General features: G+C 64.6%; 20 protein-coding genes. 9 read left to right on the plus strand and 11 right to left on the minus strand.

The features are described 5' to 3' along the window. Window positions 1-66 precede the first annotated feature (66 nt). On the plus strand, window positions 67-1,128 hold the full coding sequence (locus H1204_RS08945) for a folate-binding protein YgfZ (RefSeq protein WP_180728011.1): 1,062 nt from the start codon (window positions 67-69) through the stop codon (window positions 1,126-1,128). A gap of 105 nt (window positions 1,129-1,233) precedes the next feature. Continuing rightward, window positions 1,234-2,055: an NRDE family protein gene (locus tag H1204_RS08950; protein WP_180728013.1), complete on the plus strand. Its 822-nt coding sequence runs from the start codon at window positions 1,234-1,236 to the stop codon at window positions 2,053-2,055. Window positions 2,056-2,076: 21 nt separating this feature from the next. Here the strand turns inward: H1204_RS08950 and H1204_RS08955 are convergent, their stop codons facing one another. The 5 genes from H1204_RS08955 to H1204_RS08975 all read right to left on the minus strand — a co-directional run bounded on the left by H1204_RS08955 (window position 2,077) and on the right by H1204_RS08975 (window position 5,880). Then, a complete protein-coding gene (locus tag H1204_RS08955) occupies window positions 2,077-3,036 on the minus strand; it encodes an alpha/beta hydrolase (protein ID WP_180730913.1) in 960 nt (319 codons plus the stop codon). 85 nt (window positions 3,037-3,121) lie between these two features. Further along, a complete protein-coding gene (locus tag H1204_RS08960) occupies window positions 3,122-3,991 on the minus strand; it encodes an SDR family oxidoreductase (protein ID WP_180728015.1) in 870 nt (289 codons plus the stop codon). A 52-nt stretch (window positions 3,992-4,043) separates the two neighbouring features. Then, window positions 4,044-5,042: an NADP-dependent oxidoreductase gene (locus tag H1204_RS08965; protein WP_180728016.1), complete on the minus strand. Its 999-nt coding sequence runs from the start codon at window positions 5,040-5,042 to the stop codon at window positions 4,044-4,046. A 58-nt stretch (window positions 5,043-5,100) separates the two neighbouring features. Then, the gene (locus H1204_RS08970; RefSeq protein ID WP_180728018.1) at window positions 5,101-5,574 is read right to left on the minus strand and encodes a PaaI family thioesterase; all 474 of its coding nucleotides are present in this window, start codon (window positions 5,572-5,574) and stop codon (window positions 5,101-5,103) included. Window positions 5,575-5,580: 6 nt separating this feature from the next. Then, on the minus strand, window positions 5,581-5,880 hold the full coding sequence (locus tag H1204_RS08975) for a Dabb family protein (protein WP_180730914.1): 300 nt from the start codon (window positions 5,878-5,880) through the stop codon (window positions 5,581-5,583). 436 nt (window positions 5,881-6,316) lie between these two features. On the opposite strand from H1204_RS08975, the gene H1204_RS08980 reads away from it, so the two are divergent. After that, window positions 6,317-6,610, plus strand: coding sequence for a GYD domain-containing protein (locus tag H1204_RS08980; protein WP_180728020.1), 294 nt, complete (start codon window positions 6,317-6,319; stop codon window positions 6,608-6,610). 50 nt (window positions 6,611-6,660) lie between these two features. Here H1204_RS08980 and H1204_RS08985 read toward each other — a convergent pair whose 3' ends face one another. Continuing rightward, a complete protein-coding gene (locus H1204_RS08985) occupies window positions 6,661-7,284 on the minus strand; it encodes a TRIC cation channel family protein (RefSeq protein WP_180728021.1) in 624 nt (207 codons plus the stop codon). Between the two features lie 278 nt (window positions 7,285-7,562). Here H1204_RS08985 and H1204_RS08990 point away from each other — a divergent pair, with 278 nt between their 5' ends. Then, a complete protein-coding gene (locus H1204_RS08990; RefSeq protein ID WP_180728023.1) occupies window positions 7,563-8,054 on the plus strand; it encodes an LEA type 2 family protein in 492 nt (163 codons plus the stop codon). Between the two features lie 30 nt (window positions 8,055-8,084). On the opposite strand, the gene H1204_RS08995 is transcribed toward H1204_RS08990, so the two are convergent. Further along, on the minus strand, window positions 8,085-8,921 hold the full coding sequence (locus tag H1204_RS08995; RefSeq protein WP_180728025.1) for an SH3 domain-containing protein: 837 nt from the start codon (window positions 8,919-8,921) through the stop codon (window positions 8,085-8,087). A gap of 157 nt (window positions 8,922-9,078) precedes the next feature. Here H1204_RS08995 and H1204_RS09000 point away from each other — a divergent pair, with 157 nt between their 5' ends. Next, the gene (locus tag H1204_RS09000; RefSeq protein WP_180728027.1) at window positions 9,079-9,297 is read left to right on the plus strand and encodes a DUF2945 domain-containing protein; all 219 of its coding nucleotides are present in this window, start codon (window positions 9,079-9,081) and stop codon (window positions 9,295-9,297) included. 103 nt (window positions 9,298-9,400) lie between these two features. Here the strand turns inward: H1204_RS09000 and H1204_RS09005 are convergent, their stop codons facing one another. The 4 genes from H1204_RS09005 to H1204_RS09020 all read right to left on the minus strand — a co-directional run bounded on the left by H1204_RS09005 (window position 9,401) and on the right by H1204_RS09020 (window position 15,257). Continuing rightward, window positions 9,401-10,579, minus strand: a complete 1,179-nt coding sequence (locus H1204_RS09005) for an acetyl-CoA C-acyltransferase (protein WP_180728029.1) — start codon at window positions 10,577-10,579, stop codon at window positions 9,401-9,403. Between the two features lie 50 nt (window positions 10,580-10,629). Continuing rightward, window positions 10,630-11,256 (minus strand): bifunctional nicotinamidase/pyrazinamidase, encoded by a 627-nt coding sequence (pncA, locus tag H1204_RS09010; protein WP_180728031.1) that lies wholly within the window; start codon window positions 11,254-11,256, stop codon window positions 10,630-10,632. A gap of 41 nt (window positions 11,257-11,297) precedes the next feature. Then, on the minus strand, window positions 11,298-13,382 hold the full coding sequence (locus H1204_RS09015; RefSeq protein WP_180728033.1) for a 3-hydroxyacyl-CoA dehydrogenase NAD-binding domain-containing protein: 2,085 nt from the start codon (window positions 13,380-13,382) through the stop codon (window positions 11,298-11,300). Window positions 13,383-13,553: 171 nt separating this feature from the next. Further along, a complete protein-coding gene (locus tag H1204_RS09020; RefSeq protein ID WP_180728035.1) occupies window positions 13,554-15,257 on the minus strand; it encodes a 3-(methylthio)propionyl-CoA ligase in 1,704 nt (567 codons plus the stop codon). Between the two features lie 169 nt (window positions 15,258-15,426). On the opposite strand from H1204_RS09020, the gene H1204_RS09025 reads away from it, so the two are divergent. The 4 genes from H1204_RS09025 (at window position 15,427) to H1204_RS09040 (ending at window position 18,854) form a co-directional block, all read left to right on the plus strand. Then, a complete protein-coding gene (locus H1204_RS09025) occupies window positions 15,427-16,983 on the plus strand; it encodes a protein adenylyltransferase SelO (protein ID WP_180728037.1) in 1,557 nt (518 codons plus the stop codon). Window positions 16,984-17,217: 234 nt separating this feature from the next. Beyond that, window positions 17,218-17,748, plus strand: a complete 531-nt coding sequence (locus H1204_RS09030) for a septation protein A (RefSeq protein ID WP_007585925.1) — start codon at window positions 17,218-17,220, stop codon at window positions 17,746-17,748. A 1-nt stretch (window position 17,749) separates the two neighbouring features. Further along, window positions 17,750-18,064, plus strand: coding sequence for a BolA family protein (locus H1204_RS09035; RefSeq protein WP_180728039.1), 315 nt, complete (start codon window positions 17,750-17,752; stop codon window positions 18,062-18,064). Window positions 18,065-18,074: 10 nt separating this feature from the next. Further along, a complete protein-coding gene (locus H1204_RS09040) occupies window positions 18,075-18,854 on the plus strand; it encodes a peptidylprolyl isomerase (RefSeq protein WP_079499555.1) in 780 nt (259 codons plus the stop codon). The last annotated feature ends 832 nt before the right edge of the window (window positions 18,855-19,686 follow it).

Genomic DNA, 19,686 nt, shown 5'->3' on the forward strand with positions numbered 1-19,686 from the left:
TCGGGTGAAGCCAATATAATACTTGCTTGCCTCCGCCAAAGTCAGAATTGACTGTTCCCCGAATCCATGAACGCACCGCTTGCTTCTGCTCCTGGCACCGCCGTCCCCGCTTCTGTTCCTGTTTCCGTCGCGCTTCCTGTGTTCCCGCGCCCCACGCGCGAGGAGTTCGACGCCGTGCTCTCGGGCGGCGCCTTCATGCCGCTGCCGCAGTTCGGCGTGATCGACGCGACGGGCGACGACGCCGCTGCCTTCCTGCACTCGCAACTCACCAGCGACACGCAGCACCTCGACGCCGCGACGGCACGCCTTGCCGGCTACTGCTCGCCGAAAGGCCGGCTGCTGGCGTCGTTTCTCGTGTGGTGCAACGGTGAATCGATCCGGATGCTGGTGTCGAAGGACGTCCAGCCCGCCGTGCAAAAACGTCTGTCGATGTTCGTGCTGCGCGCGAAAGCGAAGCTCAGCGACGCATCGGCCGATACGCTCGCCATCGGCCTCGCCGGTGACGTGCGCGGCGCGCTGTCGGGCGTGTTCGACGCGATTCCCGACGGCGTGCACGTGAAGGTGGACGGACCGGCGGGGTCGCTGGTGCGCGTGCCGGATGCGGCGGGCCGCCTGCGCTACGTGTGGGTCGGGCCGAAAGCGGAAGTCGAAGCGCGCCTGTCCGTGCTCGAGGCCAAACTGCGGCGCGTGTCGCCCGCCGTGTGGGACTGGCTCGACATCCGCGCCGGAGAGCCGCGCATCACGCAGCGCGTGGTCGAGCAGTTCGTGCCGCAGATGATCAACTTCGACGTACTCGGCGGCGTCAATTTCCGGAAAGGCTGCTATCCGGGCCAGGAAGTGGTCGCGCGCAGCCAGTATCGCGGCACGATCAAGCGGCGCATGTCGCTCGCGAACGTCGCTGGCGAAACGGAGAGCGTCGTGCCGGGCACGGAGCTGTTTCATTCGGACGATCCGGGGCAGCCGTGCGGGATGCTCGTCAACACGGCGGCCGCGCCTGACGGCGGCGTCGATGCCCTCGTCGAGATCAAGCTGGCCGCGCTCGAAAACGGCAGCGTGCATCTGGGTGCCGCCGATGGCCCAGCGCTGACCTTCCTGCCGCTGCCTTACGCGCTGCCGACGGAAGTCTGACGCACTAGCTGGCAACATCCGCACGGCGCCGCGCCTTCCTTTCTGGATTCTGGCGCGGCGTGTTCCCGCCGTATCCACGCCTTCTCGTTACCAAGACTTCTGCCGATGTGTCTGATCGTGTTCGACTGGCGCCCCGAGGCGTCTGACGGTCCGCTGTTCACGCTCGCGGCCAATCGCGATGAATTCCTCAAGCGCACGGCCGAACCGATGCATTGGTGGGACGACGCGCCCGGTTTGCTCGCGGGCCGCGATCTGGTCGGCGGCGGCACGTGGCTGGGCATGACGCGCGACGGACGCTTTGCCGCGCTGACCAACTATCGCGCGCCACACGAAATGCGCGCCGATGCGCCAACGCGCGGCACGCTTGTCAGCAACTGGCTGTCGGGCGATCACGGTATAGAAAGCGGCGCGCCGCTCGATTATCTGTTGCGCGTCGCGCAGGACGGCGACATGTACAACGGCTTCAATCTGCTCGTCGGCGACTGGACGCGGCGCGAACTCGCCTGGTACTGCAACCGTTCGCCTGCCGCGCCGACGCTGCTCGCGCCGGGCACGCACGGCATTTCGAACGCTGTGCTCGACACGCCCTGGCCGAAACTCGTGCGCAAGCGCGCCGAGCTTGCCCAGGCGCTCACGGACGAAGCCCGTCCGCCGCTCGCGACGCTGATCGGCCTGATGCGCGATCCGCACGTCGCGCGCGACGACGAACTGCCGGCTACAGGCATTTCGCTCGAACGCGAACGCGCGCTGTCGGCGGCCTTTATCGATACGCCCGATTACGGAACGCGCGGCACGACGGCCGTGCAGGTGTTTACGCAGAATGGACGCCTGAGCGTCGCGGCGCTCGAACGCAGCGACGACAACGGCTCGCATCGCGTTATGCGTCCCGGCGATTACGAGCGCAGTTTTACGTTCGATATCGCCTGACGGCGAAGCGGCCGCCTATCTTCATTCGATGCCGAACGCGGCGCACAATGCCGCCGCCGCGTCCGCATGCGCGACGGCCACATCGGGCACGTAGCCGCCCATCTTGAAGAACTCGTGAATCATGCCCGCGTAGCACTTGAACGCGACGGTATTGCCCGCCTCGCGCAGCTTGTGCGCGTAGGCTTCACCTTCATCGCTCAACGGGTCGTATTCGGCCGTCGCGATCCATGCGGGCGTCACGCCGTGAAACCCCGGCGCGCCGCGCGTGCCGTCGAGCGGCGCGAAACGCCAGTCGTGACGGTCACCGGCATCGCGCACGTATTGCTCGAAGAACCATTGAATCGTGTCGCCGGACAGCAGATAACCATCCGTGAGGCGTTCGTGCGAATCCGTCTGTTGATGACCTGTGGTGCCCGGGTAGATCAACAGTTGCAGCACGAGCGGAATACCTGCATCACGCGCGAGCACGGCGCAGACCGTGGCGAGCGTGCCGCCCGCGCTGTCGCCGCCGACGGCGATCCGGCTCACGTCGATGCCGTAAAGCGGCGCGTTCTCGTGCAGCCACTGGAGCGCGTCGAACGCATCGTCGACGGCGGTGGGAAATTTGTGCTCCGGCGCGAGCCGGTAGTCGACCGACATCACGACGCATTGCGCGTCGCGCGCGAACATCCGGCAGAGCGCGTCGTGCGTGTTCACGCTGCCGACCGTGAAACCGCCGCCGTGATAGTAGACGAGCGCGGGCGCGGGATTCGCCCATTGCGGCTCGGCGGGATGATAGAGACGCACGCTAATGGACGCGCCGTCGCGCATCGGCACGTCGATGTCCTCGACGGAAAACATCGGCGCCGTAGGCACTTCGAGTATCGGCGCGCTTTTCTCGTACGATGCCCGCGCCGCTTGCGGCGTCAGATCGTGATACGCGGGGCGCTTTGCGCGCGCGATCATGTCGAGCGCCTGCTCGATCTTCGGATTCAACGGCATGGTCGGACGACGGCGCCCACGCGCCGCACGGTTGAGTGAGCGCGCCATGATGCCACGAACGCGCGCTGAAGCGCTCGCATCGGCGCTAGCGTGCTTCCTTGACTTCGGGTTTGAGCGACAGCGGATCGGTCGGATTGCGCTGCTGCTCGATGTCCTCGTGCCGCAGGCGCACCGTCGCGAGAATGGCGGGATGCGTGAGGATGTAGAAGCGCCGCGCGGCAATCGCGTCGAACGTCAACGCCGCAACGTCCGCCGCGTCCAGCTTGCCGGATCGCACCGCGCGCTGCAGTTGCTTGTCGGCGGCGAGTTGTGAGCGCGTGGGTTCGGCGCTGTTGCGCAGCGCCTCGGGACGCGCGCGCTCGGCATCGGCGATGCCCGTCGGCACGAACGCGGGACACAACAGCGAGCAACCGACCTCACCGCCCGCATTCTGCAGATCGTGATACAGCGTCTCCGTCAGCGACACGACCGCGTGTTTTGACGCGTTGTAGATGCCCATCGACGGCGGCGACAGGAGCCCCGCCACCGACGACGTATTGACGATATGCGCCGGCTCGTTCTGCTTCAGCATGATGGGCGTGAAGATACGCACGCCGTGGGCGACGCCCATCACGTTGACGCCGAACACCCACGCCCAGTCGTTCGCCGAGCTTTCCCACAGAAAGCCGCCCGAGCCGACGCCGGCGTTGTTGAAAAGCAGATGAACCTTGCCGAAGGCCGTGAGCGCGGCATCCGCGAGCGCCTGAACCTGCGCGCCATCGGACACATCCGTTGGCACGCCGATGGCTTCGGCGCCCGATGCGCGCAGTGCGTCGACGGTTTGCGCGAGCGCGTTCGCGTCGACATCCGCCAGCACGAGCTTCATGCCGAGCGACGCGCCCTTTTCCGCGAACGCGCGGCCGAAGCCGCTCGCCGCACCTGTAATCACGGCGACTTTGCCGTCGAACTCGAACATCCCGTTTCCCTCGTTCAGCGATTGCGCGTGGCGCGTTGCGATATGCGCCAACTCAGATCAGCTTGACGAGCTGCTTGCCGAAGTTGTGCCCCTTGAGCATGCCGAGAAACGCTTCGGGGGCGTTTTCCAGACCTTGCGCGACGGTCTCGCGATACTGCAGCTTTTTCTGCGCGACGAGCGTGCCGAGTTCTTTCAGCGCTTGCGGCCACACATCCATATGCTCGCTGACGATGAAGCCCTGAACGAGCAGACGCTGCGTGAGCAGCAACGCCGGGTGCTTGAGCGGCAAAGGCGCGCCGTCGTAACCCGCGATGAAGCCGCACAACGCGATGCGGCCATGCGCGTTCATCCGCGCGAGCGTCGCATCGAGCCCTTCGCCGCCGACGTTCTCGAAGCAGCCGTCCACGCCGTTCGGCGTCGCCGCCTTGAGGTCCTGATACAGGTTGCCCGCCTTATAGTCGACGCACGCGTCAAAGCCCAGCGTCTCGACCACATAGCGGCACTTGTCGGGGCCGCCCGCAATGCCCACGGCGCGCGCGCCCGCCTGTTTCGCCAGTTGCCCGACGACGCTGCCCACTGCCCCGCTCGCCGCGCTGACGACGACCGTCTCGCCCGCCTTCGGGGCGATGATCCGGTTCAGGCCGTACCACGCCGTCACGCCTGGCATGCCGACGGGGCCGAGATACGCGGAGAGCGGCACATGCGTGTCGTCGACCTTGCTCAGGGCCTTGCCGTCCGACGTGCCGAACTCCTGCCAGCCGAACATGCCGACTACCTTATCGCCCGGCTTGAATGCCGCGTTCTTCGACTCGACCACTTCGCCCGTCGTGCCGCCGATCATCACTTCGTTCAGCGGCTGGGGCGTCGCGTACGACTTCGCGTCGCTCATGCGGCCGCGCATGTACGGATCGAGCGAAAGGTAGTGATTGCGCACGCGCACCTCGCCATCGGCGAGCGGCGCGAGCGGCGTTTCGACGAGCTTGAAGTTGTCGGCGGATGCCGCGCCCTGCGGACGCGACACGAGCAGAATCTGACGATTGACCTGGCTCATGGCGAGTTTGTCTCCGGAAATATGGGGTGAAATAGGAAGCGGTGGCAGCACGCGGCGTTCAGCCGTCGCTTGGCCCCGGCTTCGCCGACGGATCGCTGCGCAGTCGTTGCTGCCGCACTTCGCGGCCAACTGCGAGACGCCGCATGTACTTGAACGTGCCGAGCGCCTTCGCGACGAAATGGCCTTCGCTGTCGCGGATCTCGCCTTCGCAATAGGCCATCGTGGTTGAGCGGTGCAGCACACGGCCCGTCGCGCGCAACTCGCCGCTGCCGGGCTGCATGAAGTTCACCTTCATCTCGACCGTGACGACGCCGACGCCGTCGGCAGCGAGGCTGCGCGCGGCCATCGCGAGCGCGACGTCGGCGAGCGTCATCGTGATGCCGCCGTGCGACACGGCCCACGTGTTCAGATGCTCGGGACGCAGCGCCAGCACGACTTCGCTGGCGCCGTCCCCTGCCGAAACGAGATGAACGCCGAGGTGATCGATGAACGGGCTTTCGATCACCCGCTGATTGCTGGAAGAATCGGTCATATGCATTCAGAGTTCGTAGTCGACGGCCTGACGCGCCTCGCGGATCGGCGCGAGAAACGCCTTCACGGCCTGATGCGCGGGGTGGACCTGATACGCGTCCAGCGCTGCCTTGTCGGTGAAATCAGATACCAGCACGACGTCATAAGTCGAGTCGAGCCCGGGTGTCGCGATACCCACTTCGAGACGCACGATGCCCGGCACGGCATCGCGGCAGGCTTCCAGTTTTTCTTTCAACACGAACGCATTCTGCTCGCGCGTCCGGCCTTCTCCCTCTCTCAACTTCCACATCACGATATGACGAATCAAGACGTTCACCTCTGCTGTTGATCCTGCGTCGCGGTCCGCACGGAATGCATGCAGGACACACATGAAACACGCTTCGCCAGATGATACCTGCACTGCGCGAGACGATGAATCGAGCTGCACGGCACGGGACAAACGCACAGGACGTGCATGCGATCAACCGCCTCACGGTGCGCGGCGTCGCCTATACTTTTCAGGCAATCAGCCCGACCATGCGCGCAAGCAGCCGTTATGCGCAACGCGAAACCGGGCGCCATCAACCTGCGGCCACGCCTTCTCCCGCGCGCGAGCTCGCCGCGCCCAGGCCGCCTTGTCTTCCTTCCTCTTTGCCGCTTTATGCACGCATGGAAAACGGCCCGCGCCGTGGATGCGTTCGCCTCTCTCGCCGGGAGCCGCCGCATCGTGTGCGGATCATCTGCATTCACTTCACGAGGACAACATGGCCACTTACCTCATGCTGGTCAACTGGACCGATCAAGGTGTGCGCACCGCCAAAGACACCGTCAACCGGGCGCGCGCATTTCGCGAAAGCAGCAAGGCGATGGGCGTGACAGTCGGTACGGTGAACTGGACACTCGGCGCGTACGACCTCGTGATCTCGTTTGACTCGCCTGACGACGAAACCACGACCCGTCTTGGTCTCGCGCTCGCCGCGCAAGGCAATGTCCGCACGGCGACGATGCGCGCGTTCAGCGAAGCGGAGATGGAGAAGATCGTCGGCGGGTTGAAGTAGCCTCGCGTCCCGCGCGCGGGTTGCTCGCAGCGTGCGCTCGCGCGCCGCAGTCAGAGTTGTGCGCGCGGCAGATGCCAGCCATGCGTCGCGGCAGCCACGCGCAATACGAAGCACGCGACGCCGCCCGCCATGCCCGCCGTCGCCGGCGACAGTCCGAAGCGCCGCGCGATCAGTACTACGGCTGCGCCGAAGAAGGCTGCCGTCGCGTAGATGTCGGTGACCAGCACGGACGGAATGCGTGCGAGCAGCACATCCTTGATGACGCCGCCGCCGACACCCGTCACCGTGCCCATCAGCGCCGCGACGAACGGGCGAATCCGGTACAGCATCGCCTTTTCGACGCCCGCGACGGCGAACAGCGAGAGGCCCGCCGCGTCGAGCACCATTAGCCAGAACTCGGGAAAGACTTGCGCATTGGTGTGGAAGAGGAACGTGAGCAGGCCCGCGGCGAACGTCAGTGCGGGATAGCGCCAGTCGCGGATCGCGTTGGGCGGCGTCGCGCCGATCAGCAGGTCGCGCGTCACGCCGCCGCCGAGCGCTGCGACGAACGCGATCACCATCACGCCGAGCAGGTCGAGGCCACTGTGCATCGCGGCCACCGCGCCCTCGATTGCGAAGATGAACGTGCCGGCGAGATCGGCGCCAAGAACGATAGTTTCGATTTTTGGTTTCATGCGGATGCTTGCGCGCTGGTTGAGCGCCTGTTTGCGACTGTTTGCGCCTGGGACGAGCCGAACGGTACAACGAAACGGCGCGCGCTGGCATGCGTCCGGACCGTCCTGTTTCGGCGCAAACGGCCGCGCACCGGGGGCGCCGCGATTGTCTCATCGCCGTGGCGACGGAAAAAGCCTGCCCGGCCTGGCCGACGATTGCGCCCGCTTCCGCGCCCTGCGCCGCTATAGTGCATAGGACGCGCGCCCATTCACGCGTTCCCTTGGAGAGGACTACGACCATGACCGCCGACCGCGCCGCGCGCTTCGCCCGTTTGTTGTTCCTCTTCGTCGCGCTGCTGTCGCTCGGAGGCTGCGCGGGCATGTTCGGCGGCGATCCGCTGCGCGTGACCGTCGCCGGGATCGAGCCGCTCGCGGGCCAGGGAATGGAGATGCGCTTCATCCTGAAGCTGCGCGTGCAGAACCCGAACGAAACACCGATCGACTACAACGGCGTTTCCATCGAACTCGATCTCAACGGCAAGCCGTTCGCGAGCGGCGTCAGCGATCAGAGCGGCAGCGTGCCGCGCTTCGGCGAAACCGTGATCGGCGTGCCGTTGTCGGTGCCCGCCTTCACTGTCGTCCGCCAGGCATTCGCATTCGCGGACAGCGCGCAGTCGGGCCAACTTCCTTATATGCTGCGCGGCCGGCTGGCTGGCGGCATCACGGGCGGCACGCGCTTCACCGACCAGGGCGCGCTATCGCTGCCGACGGGCAGCCTGAGCGGCCTGTAGTGCATCAACAGGCCACGCACCGCCTCGCAATCAGTGATTCGTGCCTTCGTTGACATGTTCTGAAGGCGCTGGCGGCCGGGCGTTGCCACCGCCCGGAGGCCCGGACGGATGTCCGCCGCCCTGGCCGGGCGGCGGTCCCGAAGGACGTGCAACGGGCGCCGCGGCAGGTGGCCCGGCGGGACGGCCTCCGCCTTGCGCGGGTGGCGGCCCGGGTGGGCGTCCTCCATCGTGCGCGGGCGGCGGTCCAGGAGGATTGCCGCCCTGACCCGGCGGACGACCGCCTTCCTGCGGGGGCGCTTGTGGCGGACGATCGCCTTGCGGCGGCCCAGGCCGATGTCCGTGCCCGGCGCCAGGCGGCCCAGGCGGAGGCGGCGATGCGGGCGACGTGGACGGCGGCCGGTTCCCACCGGGCGGCGGGCGGTTACCGCCAGGCGGCGGCGGCGGACGGTGCGGCGGCGGCGGATGATTCGCCCAGCGGCCACGCTCGCTGTACCAGGGGCGTCCGCGATAGTAATGGTCCCAGTAGGAGCCAATCGAAAACGTAATGAGCGGCAGGCCGATCGCCGTCCCGTACGTCATGATGGGCACATTGCTGCCTTGATACGGATAGGTCAGATAACCGCCATAGACCCACCCGCGCGCCTGCGCGATCGCCACGTCACACCATGTGTAGCCGCTCACGCAGCCGTAGACGGCCACCGGTTGCCCGGCGGGCAATTGCGCGACGACCGGGTAATCCTGCGCCGGTCCTGCGTACAGGTAGACAGGCTGATTCGTGTAGGCCTGTGATTGCGCCGACGCCGCACCCGATGCGATCGACAGCGCCACTGTCCCCATGACAGCTACGCAAGCAACCCGCATTCGCATGATTGTTCTCCTTATCGTCTGGCGGATATGTTCGTGAAACGACCAGCGAATTGTGTGCCTGACAGGCATCTGTTATCCATTGATGCCGCAGGAATGAGGCGGCTTCGGGAACAACGGATGCAGCATTCGCCTGCGTTCAACCTGCCGGGAGCACGACATGAAGCATGCTCTGAAACCGGGCGATCGCGTCGACTGGAACACGCCGCAGGGCATGACGACGGGCAAGATCGTCCGCGCGATCACCACGCGCACGGAACGGGACGGTCATACCGTGGCCGCTTCGAAGGACGACGTGCATTACGAAGTCGAAAGCGAGAAAAGCGGCAAACGTGCTGTCCATCGCGCGGAAGCTTTGCATAAAACCACGAAGCACTGAAGCATGGCAAAGCCCGCGTAAGGTAAAGCCGAACGAAAAAAGCCCGCGCGCTTTCGCACGCGGGCTGTCATATTCCCCAGATATTCGCTGCGCGCACGCGCGCTCAGACGACTTCGAACAAGCCCGCCGCGCCCTGCCCGCCGCCGATGCACATCGTCACCACGACGAACTTCGCGCCGCGCCGCTTGCCCTCGATCAACGCATGGCCCGTCAGACGCGCGCCCGACACGCCATACGGATGACCGACGGCAATTGCCCCGCCGTTGACGTTCAGGCGTTCGTTCGGAATCCCGAGCTTGTCGCGGCAGTACAGCACCTGCACGGCGAACGCCTCGTTCAGTTCCCACAGATCGATGTCGTCGACCTTGAGACCTGCCTGTTTCAACAGCTTCGGCACGGCGAACACGGGGCCGATGCCCATTTCGTCCGGCTCGCAGCCCGCCACCGCGAAGCCGCGGAAAATACCGAGCGGCTGCAGGCCTTCGCGCTCCGCGACCTTCGCGCTCATCACGACGCACGCCGACGCGCCATCCGAAAACTGGCTCGCGTTGCCCGCCGTGATCACGCCGCCCGGCAGCGCCGTGCGAATCTTCGATACGCCTTCGAGCGTCGTGTCGGCGCGGATGCCTTCGTCGGCAGCAATCGTCACTTCCTTCGTGAACAGACGGCCGCTTGCTTTATCGGCGATGCCGGCGAGCACCGTCATCGGCACGATCTCGTCATTGAAGCGCCCCGCTTCCTGTGCGGCCGCCGCGCGCTGCTGCGACTGCACGCCGTATTCGTCCTGACGTTCCTTCGAGATCGAATAGCGTTTCGCGACGGTCTCGGCCGTTTGCAGCATCGGCCAGTAGATTTCCGGCTTGTGCTCCATCAGCCAGCCTTCGCGCAGCATGTGCATGTTCATTTCGTTCTGCACACACGAGATCGACTCGACACCACCCGCGACGAACACATCGCCTTCGCCGACCATCACGCGTTGCGCGGCGAGCGCAATGGTCTGCAGGCCCGACGAGCAGAAGCGGTTCACCGTCATGCCCGGCACGGTCACGGGCAACCCGCCGCGCAGCGCGATCTGCCGCGCGATATTCGAGCCCGTCGCGCCTTCGGGGTTCGCGCAGCCCATGATTACGTCCTCGACGCGCGCCGGGTCGATCTTCGCGCGTTCGACGGCGGCCTGCGTCACATGGCCGCCGAGCGTCGCGCCGTGCGTCATGTTGAACGCGCCGCGCCACGATTTGGCGAGACCCGTGCGGGCAGTCGATACGATTACGGCGTCAGTCATGCATGTCTCCTGCAAATTTCAAAGAGTGTGTGGGGTTCGCGTTGCGTGGCTCAGACAAGCAAGTCCGCGGATTGCACGCGTTCGACGCCCGCGGCGCGCATCTCGCGCCATGCGTTGTCGAGCGAACCGTTCAGGTCGATTGCGCGGGTCGCGTCTTCGATGACAACGACCTCGAAGCCCGCCGCGCGTGCATCGAGCGCGGACCACGCGACGCAATAGTCGGTCGCGAGGCCGCAGCACCACACGCGCGTCACGCCCGTATCGCGCAGATAGCCGGCCAGTCCCGTCGGCGTCGTGCGATCGGCTTCGAGAAACGCCGAATAGCTGTCGACGCCCGCGTGATGCCCCTTGCGAATCACGGCGCGCGCATGCGGAATGTCGAGCCCCGCGTGCAGCGCAGCGCCGGGCGTGTTCTGCACACAGTGCGTCGGCCACAGCACCTGTTCGCCGTACGGCAGGGTCATCATCTCGAACGGCTGGCGGCCCGCGTGATTCGCGGCGAACGAAACATGCGACGGCGGATGCCAGTCCTGCGTCAGCACGACATGGCTGAAACGCCGCGCAAGCTGGTTCACGAGCGGCACGATTTCATCGCCGCGCGCGACGGCAAGCGCGCCGTCCGGCATGAAGTCGTTCTGCACGTCGACGACGAGCAGAACTTCACTGGCATCTTTCATCACTGTTCCTGTTGTCTCGCGACGGCGGTGCGTGTGCGCGTTCAGCTATTGAAGCCGCGTCCCTGCGCCGCGCGCTCGACGATGCCCGCTGCAATCTGCCAGGCGTCGCCGTTCGGTTGCGCCGCATAACGGCGGATCGCGTGCTCGACGTTGTAGAGCCCGACGGTATCCGCATACAGCATCGGGCCGCCGCGCCACAGCGGAAAGCCGTAGCCCGTCAGATAGACCATGTCGATATCCGACGCCTTCGACGCGATGCCCTCTTCGAGAATCTTCGCGCCCTCGTTGACGAGCGCGAACACCAGACGCTCGACGATTTCATCGTCGGAAAGCTTGCGCCGTTCGACGCCGAGTTCCTTCGAATACGCGACGATCATCTCGTCGATCTGCTTCGACGGATACGCGTTGCGGTCGCCCGCCTTGTAGTCGTACCAGCCGCCGCCCGTCTTTTGCCCGAAGCGCCCCGTCTCGCACAGACGGTCGGCGATCTTCGAGTAGTGCATGTCCGGGTGCTCCTGATAACGCCGCTTGCGGATCGCCCAGCCGATATCGTTGCCCGCGAGATCGCTCATGCGGAACGGGCCCATTGCAAAGCCGAACTTCTCGATCGCCTTGTCGACCTGCGCGGGCAGCGCGCCTTCTTCGAGCATGAAAAGCGCCTGGCGGATGTACTGCTCGATCATCCGGTTGCCAATGAAGCCGTCGCAGACGCCCGACACCACAGCCGTCTTCTTGATCTTCTTCGCGACCTTCATCACGGTGGCGAGCACGTCCTTCGCCGTGTCCTTGCCGCGCACCACTTCGAGCAGCTTCATCACGTTGGCCGGGCTGAAGAAGTGCATGCCGACCACGTCCTGCGGACGCTTGGTGAAGGCGGCGATCTTGTTCAGATCGAGCGTCGACGTGTTCGACGCGAGGATCGCGCCGGGCTTCGCCACTTCGTCGAGGCGCTTGAATACCTGCTCTTTCACGCCGAGTTCTTCGAACACCGCTTCGATGATGAGATCGGCGTCTTTGAGATCGTCATACGAGAGCGTCGGCGTGATCGACGCCATGCGCTGCTCGAGCGCTTCCATCGTCAGCTTGCCTTTCTTGACGGTCGCCTCGTAGTTCTTGCGGATCGTCGCGATGCCGCGATCAAGCGCGTCCTGCTTCGTTTCGAGCATCATGACGGGCAAGCCCGCGTTGATGAAGTTCATCGCGATGCCGCCGCCCATCGTGCCCGCGCCGATCACCGCGACCTTTTTGATGTCGCGCACGGGCGTATCGGACGGCACATCGGGAATCTTGCTCGCCGCGCGCTCACCGAAGAATGCATGGCGCAGCGCACGGCTTTCGGGCGTCTGCACAAGCGCGAGGAAGCATTCGCGCTCCACTTTCATGCCTTGCTCGAAGCCTTCGAGCACACCCGCTTCGACCGCGTCGATGCACTTGTGCGGCGCCGGATACTGCTTCGCGATGGCCGCGACGCTATTGCGCGCGAACTGGATGAAGCCCGCCGCGTTCGGATGCTCGATCTTGCGGTCGCGAATCTTCGGATGCGGGCCGCTCTGCGCGCCGACCTTGCGCGCGAACGCGAGCGCGCCTTCCATCAGATCGCCTTCGATCAGTTCATCGAAAATCGGCGTGCCCGCGAGCTTCTCGGACATCACGGGCGTGCCCGACACGATCATGTTGAGCGCGGCTTCCAGCCCGAGCGCGCGCGGCAGACGCTGCGTGCCGCCCGCGCCTGGCAGGATGCCGAGCTTCACTTCGGGCAGCGCGATCTGCGCGCCGGGCGCCGCCACGCGGTAATGCGCGCCGAGCGCGAGTTCCAGGCCGCCGCCCATCGCGACGCTGTGGATCGCCGCGACGACGGGCTTCGCGCTGCCTTCGACGGCCTTGATGACCGTCATCAGCGTCGGTTCCTGCAGCGCTTTCGGCGTGTTGAATTCGGTGATGTCGGCGCCGCCCGAGAAGGCCTTGCCCGCGCCCGTCAGCACGATCGCCTTGATGGCGGGATCGCCCTGCGCGCGCTCGACGCCTTCGATGATGCCCGTGCGCGTCGACAGGCCGAGGCCATTGACGGGGGGATTATTCAGCGTGATGACGGCGATGCCGTCGTGTGTCGTGTAGTCCACTGCCATCTGCCTGCCTCCATGCGATGCGGACGCGCCTGATATGCGCAGCCCGGATGGGAACACCCGAACCATTGTCCGCTGTTTCGCCGTTCGTTTGCGATAGCAGGCAGAATACACAAAAAAGCACGCTCGTTCAAATTCAAACGATGCGTGCCATGATGGGCGTAAACCCGAGGTTTACGACAGATCGGTTCTCGCGTGCCGCACGGCGTCCGCTTCTTCCTCGTCGAACGGGCAGTTTTCGATGTCGAGCGCCGACGGCAATACGTGGTCGCGGAAGCGCTCGCGCAGCTTGAGTTTTTGTAGCTTGCCCGTCGCCGTGTGCGGCAGTTCGTCGACGAATACGACGTCGTCGGGAATCCACCATTTCGCGACTTTGCCTTCGTAGAACGCGAGCATCTCGTCGCGCGTCAGGTCGGTGTCCGGACGCTTCACGACGACGAGCAGCGGCCGCTCGGTCCACTTCGGATGCGAGCACGCGATGCATGCCGCTTCCGCCACCGCGGGATGCGCAATCGCGACGTTCTCGACGTCGATCGAACTGATCCACTCGCCGCCCGACTTGATCACGTCCTTGCTGCGGTCGGTGATGTTCAGAAAGCTGTCCCTGTCGATCGTCGCGACATCGCCCGTCGGGAACCAGCCGTCGACGAGCGGCGACGCGTCGCTGCGGAAGTACCGGTCGATCACCCACGGACCGCGCACGTGCAGATCGCCGAACGCGACGCCATCCCACGGCAGGTCGCGCCCGTCGTCCCCGACGATCTTCATGTCGACGCCGTACATCACGTGGCCCTGCTTTTCGCGCAGCTTGCGCTGCTCGTCGGGAGAACGCTGCGACTGTTCCCATGTGAGCTTGGCGAGCGTGCCGAGCGGCGACATCTCCGTCATGCCCCACGCGTGAATCACCTCGACGCCGTAGACCTCCTGGAACATCTTGAGCATCGCGGGCGGACACGCGGAACCGCCGATGACCGTACGCTGCAGCGTCGAAAACTTCACGCCCGCTTCGCGCAAGTGGTTCAGCAAGCCGAGCCAGACGGTCGGGACGCCCGCCGAATACGTGACGCGCTCCGCTTCCATCAGTTCATACAGCGACTTGCCGTCGAGATCCTTGCCCGGAAACACGAGCTTGGCGCCCGTCAGCGGCGCGGCGTGCGGAATGCCCCATGCGTTCACATGGAACATCGGCACGACGGGCAGCACGGAATCGCGCGCGGACAGGCCCATCGCATCGGGCAGCGACGCGCCGAACGCATGCAGCACGGTCGAGCGATGCGAGTACAGCGCGCCCTTCGGATTGCCCGTCGTGCCCGACGTGTAGCAAAGGTTGGATGCGCAACGTTCGTCGATTTCCGGCCAGTCGAACTCGCCGTCGTGCTGCGCCAGCAGCGCTTCATAGCTCGATGCGGCCGTCGACATGCGCGGCATGTGCGTTTCGTCCGTCATCGCGATCCAGCCGCGCACGTTCGGGCACTGCGGCGCGAGCACATCGACGAGCGCGGCGAACGTGATGTCGAACAGCACGTAGCGGTCGTCGGCGTGATTGACGATGTAGGCAATCTGATCAGGAAAGAGGCGCGGGTTGATCGTGTGGCACACGGCGCCGAAGCCCGTCGTGCCGTAGTACGTTTCCAGATGCCGGTAGCCGTTCCAGGCGAGCGTGCCGATCCGGTCGCCCGCTTCGACGCCGAGCGCGATCAGCGTCTGTGCGAGTTGCTTCGCGCGCTTCTCGCAATCGCGGTACGTGTAACGATGCACGTCGCCCTCGATGCGCTTCGACACGATCTCCGTCGTGCCGAAGTGGCGTGACGCATGTGCCAGCAGCGATGAAACCGTCAGCGGCACGTCCATCATCTGTCCATAGAGCGGCGTCGTCATACGCGGGTGTCTCCCAGAGGTGTGATGTTGTGTTGTCGCGCGTTGTTATTCGCCATCGATCGCGCTTCGATACGCGCTTCTCTATACGCTTCGATATGCGCTTCGGATGCGCGCGCTGCAGCGCGGCAGGCGCGGAATTACAATATCGGTTAATAAAGAGGCGCTCAATATGTCGTTTTCCCCATGCAATGCAGGGTTATCGGGTTCCATGTCGACGGCCGCAGGCGCGATCGACAACCAGCGTGAAGGCAGCTTCGCCGCGCTCGGGAACGTCTTTCTGACACGCCTGCCAGCGGCGCCGTTACCGGCGCCGTATGTCGTCGGCTTCGCGCCCGATGTCGCGGCGATGCTCGGTTTCGACGCATCGCTGGCGAGCGCGCCGGGCTTCGCCGAGTTCTTTTCGGGCAATACGACACGCGACTGGCCGGCGGCTTCGTTGCCGTATGCGTCGGTGTATTCGGGGCATCAGTTCGGCGTGTGGGCAGGCCAACTGGGCGACGGACGCGCGCTCACGCTCGGCGAAGTCGAGCACGACGGCCAGCGCTTCGAGCTTCAACTGAAAGGCGCCGGGCGCACGCCCTATTCGCGCATGGGCGATGGACGCGCGGTGCTGCGCTCGTCGATCCGCGAATATCTGTGCTCGGAGGCGATGCATCACCTCGGCATTCCGACCACGCGCGCGCTCTGCGTGACGGGCTCCCATCAGCCCGTGCGCCGCGAAGAGATGGAAACGGCCGCCGTCGTCACGCGCGTGTCGCCGAGCTTCGTGCGCTTCGGTCACTTCGAGCATTTCTACTCGAACGATCGTGTCGATGCGTTGCGCGCGCTGGCCGATCAGGTGATCGACCGCTTCTATCCGTCGTGCCGCGACGCCGACGATCCGTATCTCGCGCTGCTGAATGAAGCCGTGCTGTCGACGGCCGATCTGATCGCGCAATGGCAGGCGGTCGGTTTTTGCCACGGCGTGATGAACACGGACAACATGTCGATTCTCGGCCTGACGATCGACTATGGTCCGTTCGGCTTCATGGATGGCTTCGACGCGAATCACATCTGCAATCACTCGGACTCGCAAGGCCGTTACGCGTACCGGATGCAGCCGCAGATCGCGTACTGGAACCTGTTCTGTCTCGCGCAAGGTTTGCTGCCGCTGTTCGGCGAACGTTACGACGATGCGCAGCGCAGCGAGCGCGCGGTGCAGGACGCGCAGCGCGTGCTCGAAGGCTTCAAGGCGCGCTTTGCACCCGCGCTCGAAGCGCGGATGCGCGCCAAGCTCGGCCTCGACACGCAACGCGAAGGCGACGACGCGCTCGCGAACAAACTGTTCGAGATCATGCACGCGAACCGCGCGGACTTCACGCTGACGTTCCGCAATCTGTCGAAACTGTCGAAGCACGATGCGAGCGGCGATACGAGCGTGCGCGACCTGTTCCTCGATCGCGCCGCGTTCGACGCCTGGGCGAGCGACTACCGCGGGCGGCTGGCTCACGAAACCCGCGACGACGCCGCTCGCGCCGAAGCGATGAACCGCGTGAATCCGAAATACGTGCTGCGCAATCACCTGGCGGAGGCGGCGATCCGCCAGGCGAAGGAAAAGGACTTCTCCGAAGTCGAGCGCCTCGCCGCCGTGCTGCGCCGTCCGTTCGACGAGCAACCTGACTATGAAGCGTATGCCGGACTGCCGCCCGACTGGGCGTCGTCGCTGGAAGTCAGCTGTTCGTCGTGAGCCGGCGGCCGTCGACGCTTGTTCGCGTCGACCGGCTTCCGCGACTGCATCAACCCGGCTGCGCTACAATTCGAGCCCAGATAGCGTCGCGTGCGGTCTGATCGTCATCGCGGCGTGGCCAGCACTTTTCGGACGGATCGGACTGGCTCTCGCCGCCATTGCGCCGATCTCATCCGAACCATCGCAGACAGCGCGCACGATGCGCCCAACACTCTCCGGATTCCCAACCCGACAATGAAATTCCTGTTCGATCTGTTTCCGATCATCCTGTTCTTCGTCGCGTACAAGGTGTGGGGCATTTTCACGGCGACGGCTGTCGCGATCGCCGCCACACTCGTCCAGATCGCGTGGGTCGCGTTCCGGCACCGCAAGGTCGACCCGATGCTGTGGGTGAGCCTCGGCGTCGTCACCGTGTTCGGCGGCGCGACGCTCGTGCTGCATAACGACACCTTCATCAAATGGAAGCCGACCGTGCTGTACTGGGCGTTCTCGGTGGCGCTGGTGGTGTCTGCGCTGGCGTTCAACAAGAATCTGATCGAAGCGATGATGGGCAAGCAGATCCAGTTGCCGCATCGCATCTGGGGCCAGCTGAACTACGTGTGGGCGATCTTTTTCGTGCTGCTCGGCATTCTCAATCTGTTCGTCGCGTTCAATTTTTCCACCGATGCGTGGGTGAACTTCAAGCTGTTCGGCGCGACGGGCTGCCTGGTCGTGTTTATCGTCGGGCAGAGCTTGTGGCTGTCGAAGTATATGAAGGAAGAATGACATGAGCGACGACGTTTTCCTCCAGGCCGGCCCTGCCGAGCGCCTCGCGCTGATCGAAGCGCGTATCACGGCGGCGCTCGCGCCCGTCGACTCGCTCACCGTACGCGACGACAGCGCGCTGCATGCGGGTCATGCGGGCGCGTCGGCGGGTGGTCACTACGCGGTGACGATCGTGGCCGCCGCCTTTGCCGGCAAGGCCCGCGTGGCGCGGCACCGCATGGTGTATGATGCGCTGGCCGATGCCATGCAGCGCGGCATTCACGCTCTCGCCATCACGGCTTACACGCCAGAAGAATTCAATTTGCTGTCCCGTTAGGAAACTTCCGATGACCTTGAAAAACACCCGCTACTGGGTCTTGCTGGCTGCATTTGCGGCCGCACCTGCATTCGCACAGAACATCGCCGTCGTGAACGGCACGCCGATTCCCAAGTCGCGCGCCGATGCGCTGGTCGCCCAACTCGTGCAGCAGGGTCAACAGGATTCGCCGAAGCTGCAACAGGCTGTTCGTGAAGAACTCGTGAACCGCGAAATCCTGATGCAGGAAGCGATCCGCGAAGGCATTCCGTCGAAGCCGGACGTCAAGGCGCAGGTCGCGGTTGCGCAGCAGACTGTGGTGCTGCGTGCGTTGATCGAAAACTTCGTGAAGCAGAACCAGCCGACGGATGCCGAAGTGAAGGCGAAGTACGACGAGCTGGTCAAGCAGATTGGCGGCAAGGAATATCACCTGCACCACATCCTCGTCGACAACGAGCAGCAGGCGAAGGATCTGATCGCGAAGATCAAGGCTGGGGCGAGCTTCGAGGATCTCGCGAAGCAGTTCTCGAAGGACCCGGGATCGGGCAAGAATGGTGGCGACCTGGACTGGTCGGATCCGAAGGCTTATGTGCCTGAGTTTGCCGCTGCCGCGGAGAAGCTGCAGAAAGGTCAGATGACGGATGCGCCGGTGCATACGCAGTTTGGGTGGCATATCATCCGCGTCGATGATGTGCGGCAGACGCCGCCGCCGCCGTTCGAACAAGTGAAGGCTCAGATCGCGCAGCAGATGCAGCAGGAAAAGCTGCAGGCGTTTGAGGAGGACCTTCGGTCCAAGGCTAAGGTTCAGTAAAGGTTTTTTTGCGTGCATTCGCACGGAGATGGCCGCCTGCGGGCGGCTTTTTCTTTTTGTGGGTCCAGGTTTGGGCTGCGCGGGTTGTTGGGTTTGCTAGTGGTTTTGCTCGCATCCGCGAGTCGGGGTTATTGGCGTCTGCGCTGGCATCCGCGTTTTGTTAGCGTGCTTCACGCGTCGCCCCTGTGCGGGGCGGCACCTACTTTTCTTTGCCGCCGCAAAGAAAAGTAGGCAAAAGAAAGCGGCTAACACCGCCAGCCCTTGTGTTTGCCTGAGGGACCCCAAAGGGTCTTACGCTTCACACGGCAACGTCCTTGTTCGCGTGTGTTGCCAACGCGATGAATGAGCGCCTCACCCGCTTCGAATACCCGTACTCGGGCAAGCGGCAGCGAATGGTATGTGCCGCCCAGGTGGCAAACTGTGTGCAGGTTGTCGCGTCGTATAGCTTGGCGCTCTTACAGGGTGGCACGCGTGCGCTATCGGTCCGAAGTGAGGCATGTGTGTCTCTACGGCCTACACACAGTTTGCCACCTGGGCGGCGGTGGACTATCTGGCACGGCGTGCTGTAGTGAGGGTGTATGAAGCGGGTGATGCGCGTCGCAAGAGCGCTGGCAACGAACGTAGGTCACGTGATTGCCGTGTGAAGCGTAAGGCCCTGTGGGGGCCCTCAGGCAGGAAGAAGGACTGGCGGTGTGAGCCGCTTTCTTTTGCCTACTTTTCTTTGCGGCGGCAAAGAAAAGTAGGTGCCGCCCCGCACAGGGGCGACGCGTGAAGCACGCTAACGAATCGCGGATGCCGGCGCAAAGGCCAAGAACACCGAACTGGTAACGCC

The organism is Paraburkholderia sp. PGU19 (assembly GCF_013426915.1).
Classification (GTDB): Bacteria; Pseudomonadota; Gammaproteobacteria; order Burkholderiales; family Burkholderiaceae; genus Paraburkholderia.